Source organism: Massilia sp. LXY-5, assembly GCF_059801075.1.
On the sequence record NZ_JBNNEH010000002.1, the window covers coordinates 966195 to 978425 of the forward strand.

The 12231-nt window shown below is 70.1% G+C and carries 4 protein-coding genes; all 4 read left to right on the forward strand.

What is annotated here, in order from left to right; translation table 11 throughout:
• Window positions 1-26 precede the first annotated feature (26 nt).
• Entirely contained in the window at window positions 27-3146 is a 3120-nt protein-coding gene (locus ACI48I_RS07920; protein WP_498573824.1) for a CHASE domain-containing protein, read from the forward strand.
• Window positions 3147-3221: 75 nt separating this feature from the next.
• Window positions 3222-6617, forward strand: coding sequence for an exodeoxyribonuclease V subunit gamma (recC, locus tag ACI48I_RS07925; RefSeq protein WP_498573825.1), 3396 nt, complete (start codon window positions 3222-3224; stop codon window positions 6615-6617).
• Window positions 6614-10264 (forward strand): exodeoxyribonuclease V subunit beta, encoded by a 3651-nt coding sequence (gene recB, locus ACI48I_RS07930; RefSeq protein ID WP_498573826.1) that lies wholly within the window; start codon window positions 6614-6616, stop codon window positions 10262-10264. Before recC ends, recB begins: the two co-directional genes overlap by 4 nt.
• A 3-nt stretch (window positions 10265-10267) precedes the next feature.
• Window positions 10268-12217, forward strand: coding sequence for an exodeoxyribonuclease V subunit alpha (gene recD / locus ACI48I_RS07935; RefSeq protein WP_498573827.1), 1950 nt, complete (start codon window positions 10268-10270; stop codon window positions 12215-12217).
• Window positions 12218-12231 lie beyond the last annotated feature (14 nt).

Below are 12231 nucleotides of genomic sequence, written 5' to 3' on the forward strand. Positions count from 1 at the left end.
ATCTTTCGTTTGTCAGAACAGCATAAATGCCCCTGTCGATCACCCGCAGCATAGGCGCGGCCGCCGGCGCGCGCGGCACGACCCGCATCGTGCTGTGGGGCGCGGGGCTGTGGCTGGCGCTGCTGGTCGGGGCGATGCTGCACATGGCCGCGTCGCGCACGGTCGAAGAAGAAGCGCGGCGTCGTTTCGAGAACCGGGCCCGCGCCACCCAGGAGCGCCTGGCCGGCGCCATCAAGTCGTATACCGACGTCACCCGCGCACTGGTCGCGCTGTTCGCCGCCGGCGACGAACCGGTCACGCGCCTGCAGTTCCACCGCTATGTCGACACCCTCGAGCTGCGCACGCATTATCCGGCGATCGACGCCGTCACCTACGCCCAGGTGGTCCCGGACGCGGAGCGCGCCGCCTTCGAGGCGCGGGTGCGCGCCGACCGCAGCGTCGATCCGAACGGCTATCCGGATTTCACGATCACCCCCGCCGGCAGGCGGCCCAGCTACACGGCGCTGACCTTCATCGAGCCGCCCGCCATGATGGACGGAAAACTCGGGCTCGATATCGGCGCCCGTCCCGCGGTAGCCGAGGCAATGGCGCGCGCCCGCGATGCCGGCGGCATCAGCGCTTCCGGCCAGCCGGTACAGGTGCACGGACCGACGCCGCATATCGCGCTCAGCATGCGCGCACCGGTCTACCGCGGCGGCCGCACGCCCGGGACCGTCGCGGCCCGCCGGGCCGCCTATATCGGCGGTGTCGGCGTGTCGTTTTCGGTGCCGGCCCTGGTCGAACGCGCGCTCTCCGCTGCTGCCGACCCTGCCGGCGATCCGGTCTCGCTGGCGCTGTTCGCAGCCGGTCCCGGCACGGCCTTGCCCGGGCTGGCCGTCGGGCCGGCCGACCGCCTGCTGTATGGCGATGGCGCGGTGCGCACCCGCATCGTCGACGAGGCGGCCACCTTCACCACCGTGCTGCCGGTCGACTTCGGCGGCGGCTTGTGGAAAGCCCATTTCAGCGCGCCGAAAACCGCCCTCTACCTGCCGTTGGACAAGCGCCTGCCGCTGATCGCCCTGGCCACCGGCTTCACGGCGACCCTGGTCATATACAGCCTGTTCCTCTCGCTGTACTGGTCGCGCCGCGCCGCGATCGAACAGCGCACGCTGCTCGACACGGTGCTCGACAACGTCGACGCCTTCGTCTTCATGAAGGACCGCGACCGTCGTTTCCGCTACGTGAACGCGAAGATGGCCCGTGCCCTGGGCCAGGGCGCCGAGCGCATCGTCGGCCGCATCGACCGCGAGGTGATGCCGGCCGAGCTGGCCGACGCCGCCTGGGAACGCGAGCGCCCCGTGTTCGACGGCAAGCGCCGCGCCAGCCAGGTCGAGGTCGAGATCGATGGCGGGCCGCGCCAGCTGTGGGAAGCGAAGGTGCCGGTGCGCCTCGACGGGGATGTGGGCGGGGTGCTGTGCGTGGCCACCGACGTCACCGAACTGCACCAGCTCAAAGCCGCGGCCGACGCCGCCAACCAGGCAAAAAGCGCCTTCCTGTCGAACATGAGCCACGAAATCCGCACCCCGATGAACTCCATCATCGGCATGACCCACCTGGCCCTGGCATCGGCGCATGAACCGAAACTGCGCGACTACCTGGAAAAGATCCGGCACTCGGGCCAGCACCTGCTGGGCATCATCACCCACATCCTCGACTTCTCGAAGATCGAGGCCGGGCACCTGGAACTGGAACTGCTCGACTTCCGGTTCGACGCCCTGATGGACAAGCTCGAGAGCCAGCTCGGGGAAGCCGCCGCCGCCAAGGGACTGCGCCTCGAATTCGACATCGCCCCGGACCTGGCGCGTCCCCTGCGCGGCGATCCGCTGCGCCTGCAACAGGTGCTGCTCAATTTCGTCGGCAACGCCATCAAGTTTTCCGAGCGCGGCAGCGTCACCGTGCGGGCGCGGACGCTGCGCAGCTTCGGCCACGAGACCCTGGTGCGCTTCGAAGTCGAGGACCACGGCATCGGCATCGACCCGGCCGAGATGGCGCAGCTGTTTACGTCCTTCCACCAGGCCGACCCTTCGACCACGCGGCGCTACGGCGGCACGGGCCTGGGCCTGGTGATCAGCAAGCAGCTGGCCGAGCTGATGGGCGGCGAGGCCGGCGTCGAGAGCGAGCCCGGTCGCGGCAGCATCTTCTGGTTCACGGCGCGCCTGGGGCAGGGCGGGGTGCAGGATGGGAGGCAGGACGCGCCTCCGGCGCGCAAGGCCGCGCCGCCGCCGGTGCCCGCCGGCCAGCGCCTGGACGGGACCGCGGTGCTGCTGGTCGAGGACAATGTCTTCAGCCAGCAGGTAGGGTGCGAACTGCTGGAAAATGCCGGTGCCGAGGTGGTCGTGGCCAACAACGGCAGCGAGGCGCTCGACCTGATGCGCGGCCGGCGCTTCGACTGCGTGCTGATGGACGTGCAAATGCCGGTGATGGACGGCTTCGAGGCCACGCGCCGCATCCGCGCCGACGACGCGCTGCAGGATACCGTGGTGATCGCGATGACGGCCAATGCCGGCGTCGACGACCAGGCGCGCTGCATGGAGGTCGGCATGGACGAATTCCTCACCAAGCCGGTCGCGCCCGAGCTTCTCGCGGCGACGATCGCGCGCACGGTCGGGCGTGGGGCGGGCGGGCGCCAGGCCGCTGCTTCGTCCGCGGCGGCCCAACGTTCGGCTGAGGCGACTGCAGAAGGGGCGCCGGCCGCCGAGGCAGCCGCCCGGCCGGCCGCCGCCGCTCAAGCCGCAGCGGGTCAGGTGGCTGCGCCGCTGCTCGATACCGCCGTGCTCGCCTCCACCTTCGGCAGCGATCCGGGCAAGATGCGCAAGTTCGCCTTCATGTTCCTCGACAGCGCGCGCGAAGGCCTGGCCGAGATCGACATCGCCCTGGTCTCGAACGACCTGGCGCGCGCCGGCGCGGTCGCGCACCGTTTGAAATCCTCGGCGCGGGCGGTGGGCGCGCTCAGTTTCGCCGGTCTGTGTGCCGAGCTCGAGCGTCAGCATGAACAGGGGAGCAGCGCCCAGGCAAAAGCCCTGAGTGCACGTCTGCGCAGCATCTTTGCGCGGCTCGAACGGCAGGTCGCAGCTGAACTTGGCGCCCGCGCCACGGATGGGCGCTAACCGGTCGAGCGCCTTTCGCCGCGTCCTCAAAAAGAGTATCCTGTCGGGCTTGAGCTCCCCACTTCTCCACCCGCGATGTCCTCCACGATCACCCCCGGCCTGCTGATTTTGCACGGCAACCAGATGGAAATGCTGCGCGAAGCCGTCTTCGACTGGCTGCGCGGGCATCCGCTCGGGCCGCTGGAGCAGGAAACCATCCTGGTGCAGTCGAACGGCTTTGCCGAATGGCTGAAAATCGCGCTGGCCGAGGAGCTCGGGGTGTGCGCGGCCACGCGCGTGGCCTTGCCGGCACGCTTTCTGTGGGAAGCCTACCGCGCCATGCTCGGGCGCGACCGGGTGCCGAGCCGTTCTCCCTTCGACCGCGACCCGCTGACCTGGCGCCTGATGCGCCTGCTGCCGACGCTGTTGCAGGAGCCGGTGTTCGCGCCGCTCGCGCACTTCCTGGGCGACGGCTGTCCCGAGCGCCGCCTGCAGCTGGCCGAGCGCCTGGCCGATTTATTCGACCAGTACCAGGTGTACCGCGCCGACTGGCTGACCGACTGGGAGATCGGCCGCGACCAGCTGCGCCGCGCCGGCGGCGACCCGGTGCCCCTCGCTCCCGACCAGCGCTGGCAGGCGCGCTTGTGGCGCGCCGTGCACGAGAGCGTGCCGCCGATGCAGCGCGGAACCGGGCGCGCCATGATCCACGAAATCTTCGTCGCCAAAATCCTGGCCGGCGAGCCGCCGTCCGGCCGCCTGCCGCGCCGCGTGGTGCTGTTCGGGATGTCGGCCCTGCCATACCAGACCCTGCAGGCGATCGCCGCGCTCTCGCACCACACGCAGGTGCTGCTGGCCGTGCCGAACCCCTGCCAGTTCTACTGGGGCGACATCATCGAAGGGCGCGAACTATTGAAGGCCGCGCACAAGCGCCAGCCGGCGCGCGAAGGCGTCGACCTGGCCACGCTGCCGATCGAGGAACTGCACGCGCACAGCCATCCGCTGCTGGCAAGCTGGGGACGCCAGGGGCGCGATTTCGTGCGCATGCTCGACGAATTCGACAACGAAGCCGGACGCCCCGAAACCGAGGGGATCGCCAAACTGCGGGTCGACCTGTTCTCCGAAGGCGACGGCGAGACCCTGCTGCAGCAGGTGCAGGCCGCGGTGCGGGACCTGCGTCCGCTGAACGAACACCCGCACGTGCCGCCGCCGCGCGAGGACCGCTCGATCGAGTTCCACGTGACCCACAGCACCCAGCGCGAAGTCGAGGTGCTGCACGACCAGCTGCTGTCCTGGTTCGAGGCCGACCCGACGCTGCGCCCGCGCGACATCGTCGTCATGGTGCCCGACATCGACACCTTCTCGGCCGCGATCCACGCCGTCTTCGACCAGCACAAGAGAAGCGACCCGCGCCACATCCCCTTCGAGATCGGCGATACGCGCGACCGCAGCGTGAATCCTCTGCTGGTGGCGCTGGAGTGGCTGCTGCGCCTGCCGCAGCAGCGCTGCCGCCAGAGCGAAATCCGCGACCTGCTCGACGTGCCGGCGGTGGCGACGCGGTTCGGCGTCAGGGAAGACGACCTGCACACGCTGGGCGCCTGGATCGACGGCGCCGGCGTGCGCTGGGGCCTGGACGGCGAACACCGCGCGGGCCTCGGGCTCGGTGCGGCGGGCGAACAGAATGCCTGGATCTTCGGCGTACGGCGCATGCTGCTCGGTTACGCCAGCGGCGCCGGCGCGCGCTTCGGCGACATCGAACCCTACGCGGAAGTGGGCGGGCTCGATGCGGCGCTGGCCGGTTCGCTGGCCCAGTTCGTGGAATGCCTGCTGGAGTGGCGCGCGCGCCTGGCGCAGGCGCGCACCCCGGCCGAGTGGGGCGTGCAGGCGCGCGCCTTGCTGGCCGCCTTCTTCGACGGCCGCGAGGAGAACGACCGCATCACCCTGGCCCAGCTCGGCGAGGCGCTGAACTGCTGGCTGGAGATGACGGAGGCGGGCGGCTTCGACGAAGCGGTACCGCTGGCCGTGCTGCGCGAAGCCTGGCTCGGCCAGATCGACCAGCCGACCCTGAATCACCAGTTCGTCTCGGGCGGCGTCACCTTCTGCACCCTGATGCCGATGCGCGCCGTGCCCTTCCGGGCGGTCTGCTTGCTCGGCATGAACGACGGCGACTTCCCGCGCCGCACGCCGCAGAACGATTTCGACCTGTTGGCCATGCCGGGCATGAGCCGTCCCGGCGACCGTTCGCGCCGCGACGACGACCGCTACCTGATGCTGGAGGCCCTGCTGGCCGCGCGCGACAAGCTCTACGTGAGCTGGGTCGGGCGCAACGTGCGCGACAACAGCGAGCAGCCGGCCTCGGTGCTGGTGGCGCAGCTGCGCGACTACCTGCATGCAGGCTGGGACCTCGACCTGCACAGCCTGACGGTGGAACACGCGCTGCAGCCCTTCAGCCGCCGCTATTTCGAGGAGGGCGGGCTGCTGACCTATGCGCGCGAATGGCGCGCAGCGCATGGTTCGGAGGGCGGCGAGGCGCTCGATACCTTGCCGGCTTATGAACTGGAACCGGATTTCCGCCTGAAGCTGTCCGAACTGGCGAGCTTTCTGAAACAGCCGGCGCGCTACTTCTTCCGGCGCCGGCTGGGCGTGATCTTCAACGCGGCCGAGGTGATCGGCGAGGACGAGGAACCGTTCTCGCTCGACGCGCTCGACCGCTACTTCCTGGAAGACAGCCTGCTCGACGATTCGGGCACGGTCGAGGAACCCGACGAAGTGCGCCAGGTGCTGACGAATCGCGCCGAACGGCTGGCGCGCGAAGGCGTGCTGCCGATCGGCCTGGTCGGGCGCCAGTGGCAGCAGCAGCTGGTCGAGGGCCTGGTGCCGGTGCGGCGTGCCTGGCTGGAGCTCGGGCGGCGCTTCCCGCAGCCGGCGCCCAAGCTGGCGGTCAGCCTCGATCTCGACGGCGTGCTGCTGGAAGACTGGATCGACCGCCTGCGCAGCGACGGCGAACGCACGGCCTGGCTGATGCAGATCTCCTCGAAAGTGCTGGATAAATCCGGCGCGCCGCGCGGCGACAAGCTGATCGACGCCTGGCTGCGTCAGCTGGCCGCCAGCGCCGCCGGTGCGGCGGTGACCGGCTACCTGGTCGCGCGCGACGCAACCATCACGATGGCGCCGATCGAGCGCGAGATGGCGCTGGCCGCGCTTGGCGACATCAGCGCGCTGTGGCGGCACAATCTGAACGCACCGCTGCCTGTGGCCTGCAGGACGGCACTGGCGCACCTGGCAGACGGCAAGCCGCGCCTGGTCTACGACGGCGACTACGAATTCCCGGGCGAGGTCGAACGGGAGCCTTGCCTGGCGCGCCTGTGGCCGGAATTCAGTCTGCTGGTCGCGGCCGGCGGCTGGCCGGACCTGGCCGAGGCCCTGTACGGCGGCCTCGTCGCCTGGCTCGCCAACCATATCCAGGTAACGCAGCATGGGGGAGACGCGCAATGAGCCAGCTGCTCGACGCCCTCACGTTCCCGCTGCACGGCTCGCGCCTGATCGAGGCCAGCGCCGGCACGGGTAAAACCTGGACTATCGCGGCGCTCTACCTGCGCCTGGTGCTCGGCCACGGCGGCGCGGATGCTTTTGCCCGGCCCTTGCTGCCCTCGCAGATCCTGGTGATGACCTTTACCCGCGCCGCCACGCGCGAGCTGGCCAACCGCGTGCGCGAGCGCCTGGTCGGCGCCGCCGCCTATTTCCGCGGCGAGGCCAAGGAGTCCGATCCTTACCTGGAAGCGCTCGCCAGCAGTTACGACAGCGACAGCGAGCGCCAGGTCGCGGCGCACCGCCTGGTGCTGGCGGCCGAGACGATGGACGAAGCGGCGATCTTCACCATCGACGCCTGGTGCCAGCGCATGCTGCGCGAGCACGCCTTCGACAGCGGCAGCCTGTTCGACGAGGAGCTGGTCAGCGACGAGCGCGCCCTGTTCGAAGACGCGGCCCACGATTACTGGCGCCAGCACGTCTATCCCCTGAACGCCTCCGGCCTGGGTGCGGTGCTGGCCTGCTGGCGCGACGTCGAGGCCATGAAGGCAGCGGTGCGCGACCTGGTCGGACGCACCGCCACGCTCGGCATGCCGGAGGCCGAGCCGCTGGCGGCGCTGGTCGCGCGCGTGCAGCGCAGCCAGCAGGCCGAACTCGCGCGCCTGAAAGAGGGCTGGCACGAGCGCGCCGGCAAGATGGAGCGCTGGATCGCACAGCAGCAGGAACGCAATCCCAAAGCCTTCAACGGCAACAAGATGCGTGCCGCTTCGGTGCCCACATGGTTCGAAGCACTGCGCGCCTGGGCCGCCGACGCTGCGCTGGTCGAGCCGGACATGAACGAAACCGCCTGGAAGCGCCTGACGCCGCACGGAATCGAGGACGCCTTCGGCAAGGACTTCCACGCCGTGGTGCCGGACTGCTTCGCTTGTACCGAAGAGCTGCGCGCGGCCCTCGACACGATTCAACCGCTCGCGCATGCGCTGCTGCGCCACGCGGCCGGCCACATCGCCCAGCGCATGGCGGAACTCAAGACGCGCAATCGCCAGTTCGGTTTCGCCGACATGCTGGCGCGCCTGAAGGAGGCGCTGGAAGGCGGCAACGGCGAGGCCCTGCGCCAGCGCATCGTGACCCAGTTCCCGGTCGCGCTGATCGACGAATTCCAGGACACCTCGCCCGACCAGTACCGCATCTTCAACCTGCTGTACCGGGTCGAGGCGAACGATCCGGAGCAGGGCCTGTTCCTGATCGGCGACCCGAAGCAGTCGATCTACGGCTTCCGCGGCGCCGACATCCACAGCTACCTGGCCGCCCGCATCGCCACCGAAGGCCGGCACTACCAGCTCGGCACCAACTACCGTTCGACCAGCGCGCTGGTGGAGGCGGTGAACCAGCTGTTCCGCTATGCCGAAGGCCATGGCGAGCACCCCGGCCATGCGGCCGGCGCCTTCCGCTTCCGGCGCGGAAACATCAATCCGCTGCCTTTCGATGCGGTACGCGCGGCCGGCCGCGGCGCGCACCTGGTCGGCGTCGACGGACCCTACCAAGCGCTGGCGATGTGCACCACGGACCAGGAGGAGATGAAGGCGGAAGAGGTCCGCAGCTTCTTCGCCAGTCACTGCGCCGAGCACATCGTCTCGCTGCTGAACGACCCGCAGGTCGGTTTCGCCGAACCCGACCCCGAGGGGCTGGGCGGCCGCTTCGTACGCCTGCAGCCGGCCGATATCGCGGTGCTGGTGCGCGACCGCAAGGAAGCAAGTGCGGTGCGCCAGGCGCTGGCACGGCGCAAGGTCGCCAGCGTCTACCTGTCGGACAAGGATTCGGTGGTCGAAAGCGAAGAGGCGGCGGACGTGCTGCGCTGGCTGTACGCGGTCGCCAGCCCCCTCGACGGCACCCTGGCGCGCGCCGCGCTGGCCACGCGCACGGCCGACCTGCCCCTGGGCGAGCTGGCGAAACTCTCGGGCGACGAGACCGTCTGGGAAGAGCGCGTCGAGCAATTGAAAGCCCTGCATGCGACCTGGCAGCGCCAGGGCGTGCTGGCGATGCTGCGCCGCTTCATCCACGAACTCGGCCTGCCGGCGCGCCTGTTGCGCGAGCCGGGCGGCGAGCGGCGCCTGACCAACCTGCTGCACCTGGCCGAGCTGCTGCAGGAAGCGAGCACCCAGCTCGACGGCGAGCAGGCCCTGATCCGCTGGTTCGCCGAACAGATCGAGGGGCTGGGCGAGGGCGGCGACGAGCGCGTGCTGCGTCTGGAAAGCGACGCCGAGCTGGTCAAGGTGATCACCGTGCACAAGTCGAAGGGCCTGGAGTATCCGCTGGTGTATCTGCCGTTCGCGGCCACCGCGCGCAAGACGGATAAACGCAGGCGCAGCTTCTTCGAGTACGTGCTGGAAGACGGCAGCCGGCACATCGACCTGGCCCTGTCGGAGGAAGCGATGCAGGCGGTGGACCGGGCGCGCCTGGAGGAAGACCTGCGCCTGCTGTACGTGGCGCTGACGCGCGCGCGCCACTTCCTGTGGCTGGGCGTGGCGGCGGTCGCCACCCGCAAGAAGGGCGAGAACATGCTGCACGAATCCGCGCTCGGCTACCTGCTCAGCGGCGGGTCGCCGGTGCCGACCAGCGCCATCGGCGACCAACTGGCGCGCCTGCGCGGCGGCTGCGCCGGCATCGAGCTCCATACGCTGGCCCCGCAGGACGGCTGCACGATGCTCAACCGGGTCGAAGAACGGCCGGCGCTGGTGGAGGCGGCACCCTTCGAAGCCGACTTCGAGCGCAACTGGGCGGTCGGCTCGTTTACCTCGATCACGCGCCACACGACGGCGCCGCCGATGCGCGCCTTGGAGGAAACCCTGCTCGAGGACGAGGAGCCCGCGCCGCCGCTGGTGCCGCGACTCGAGGACGCGCCCTGGCACCGCTTCCCACGCGGTTCGGTGCCCGGCAACTTCCTGCACGAGCAACTCGAGTGGATCGGCCAGGAAGGGTTCGACAGCATCGACGACCCGAACTTCGACGCGCGCCTGGCGCAGCGCATCGAGCGCGCGGGCTGGGGCCACCGCCTGGACGATGCCATCGCCTGGCTGCGGACCGTGGTCGCGACGCGCCTGCCGCCGATCGGCGCGAGTCTCAACGAACTGACCGAGACCGTGCCGGAAATGGAATTCTGGTTCCCGAGCGAGGGCCTGGACCTGGGCGCACTCGATCGCCTGTGCCGGCGCAGGCTGCTCGGCAAGGCTGCCCGTCCGCTTCTCCCCGAGCGCGAACTGCACGGCATGCTCAAGGGCTTTGCCGACCTGGTGTTCGAACACGAAGGCCGGTACTGGGTGCTCGACTACAAATCGAATGCGCTGGGGCCGAACGACGCCGCCTACACGAAGCGTGCGATGGAAGAGGGCATGGCCGGGCACCGCTACGACATCCAGGGCGCGATCTACATGCTGGCGCTGCACCGCCTGCTCAAGAGCCGCCTCGGCGAGAACTACGATCCGGCGCAGCAGCTGGGCGGCGCCGTGTTCCTGTTCCTGCGCGGGATCGCCAACACCTCGACGCACGGCTGCTGCCTGCTCGAACCGGACGTCGAACTGCTCGACGGCCTGGACCAACTGCTCGGGAGGGGCTAGCGCATGAAGCACGACGCACACAGCGCGCAGGTGAGCGCATCGCCGGCTGCCCTGTGGGAAGAAGCGACGCGCCTGATCGAGGCCGGCGAATTGCGCCGCCTGTCGCTCGCCTTTGCGCGCTTCGTCGATTCGCTCGGGCCCGTCGCGCCTCCGGTGCTGCTGGCGGCGCTGGTGCTGTCGGAACTCGAAGGGCATGGCCACAGCTGCCTGCAGATCGCCGACCTGGCGCACGATCCGGCGGCTCTCCTCGGCTGGACCCGGGAGGGCTGGCAGGCGCTGGCGGGAACGGTGGCGCCGCTGCCGAAGAACGCGAAAGCCTGGGCCGTGCAGCTGGCCGCCTGCGAGCAGGTATGGCAGGTCGAGGAATTCGACTACGGCGCGCCGCTCGTCTTCGACGGCGAGCGCCTGTACCTGCGCCGTTACTGGCGCGACGAAACCCTGGTGGCGAACAGCATCCGCGCGCGCGCCGCCGCCAGCCACCCGGTCGCGTCGCATGAGGTGCGCGGCTGGCTCGACCTGCTGTTCGCCTCGCAGCGGGCCCAGGAAAAGCCGGACTGGCAAAAACTGGCCTGCGCCGTCGCCCTGCGCGGCTCGGTCGCGATCATCACCGGCGGCCCGGGTACCGGTAAAACCTATACCGTGGCGCGCCTGCTGGCGCTGCTGTTCGCGGTCGCCCCCGACGCCGCCCGGCAGCGCATCGCCCTGGCCGCGCCGACCGGGAAAGCCGCCGCGCGCCTGAAGCAGTCGATCGACAAGGCCCTGAACGAACTGGCCGAGCGCGTCGGCGACAAGCTGAAGCTGCGTGAACTCACTGGCCGCATGGGCGCCGCGCGCACCCTGCACAGCTTGTTGGGTGCGCGTCCCGACAGCCGCGCCTTTGCCCACCATGCCGGCAACCCGCTCGACGTCGACGTCCTGATCGTCGACGAAGCCTCGATGGTGCACCTGGAGATGATGGCGAGCCTGCTCGATGCCTTGCCGCCCGGCGCGACCCTGATCCTGCTCGGCGACAAGGACCAGTTGGCCTCGGTGGAAGCGGGCGCCGTGCTGGGCGACCTGTGCCACGATGCCCAGGCCGGCGGCTACAGCGCGCACACCGCGGCCTATGTGCTGGCGGCCAGCGGCGAGGAACTGCCTCCGGCCTACCTGGGCAGCGCCGGACCGCTGGCCCAGCAAACGGTCATGCTGCGCCACAGCCGCCGTTTCGGCGGCCCGATCGGGCAGCTGGCGCTGGCCGTCAACGCGGGCGAGGCGCCGGCCGCCGAAGCCGTGCTGCGCGGCGGTGGCGAAGGTGCGCTGCGCTGGATCGAAGGCGCGCACCAGCACCAGGTGGTGAGCCTGGCGCTGGCGGGCTACCAGCCCTACCTGGAACTGCTGCGCGCGGGACCGGCGGGCGGGCATGAGGACTGGGTACGCGCGGTGCTGCAGCGCTTCGAAGCCTTCCGCATCCTGTGCGCGGTGCGCGAAGGGGAGTGGGGCGTGTCCGGCCTGAACACGGCGATCGAGGCCAGCCTGCAGGCGGCGGGCCTGCTGCGGCGCACGGGGGAATGGTATGTCGGGCGCCCGGTCATGGTCACCCGCAACGACTACGGCACCCGCGTCTTCAACGGCGATATCGGCCTGACCCTGGGCGACCCGGCCCGTCCCGGCTCGCTGCGCGTCTACTTCCTCGAAGGCGACGAAGTGCGCAGCGTGCTGGCGACGCGCCTGAGGAGCGTCGAGACCGCGTATGCGATGACGGTGCACAAATCGCAGGGTTCCGAGTTCCGCCACACGGTACTGGTGCTGCCCGAGGACCGCCACGGCATCCTGACGCGCGAGCTGGTCTACACGGGCATCACGCGTGCCAGCGCCGAGTTCACGCTGGTGACGCCGAATGGGACGGTGCTGGCGGAGGCGGTCGCGCGGCGCACGCACCGGGCGAGCGGCTTGCGGCACCTGATCGAGCGGTAGCGCAGCAAACTCGC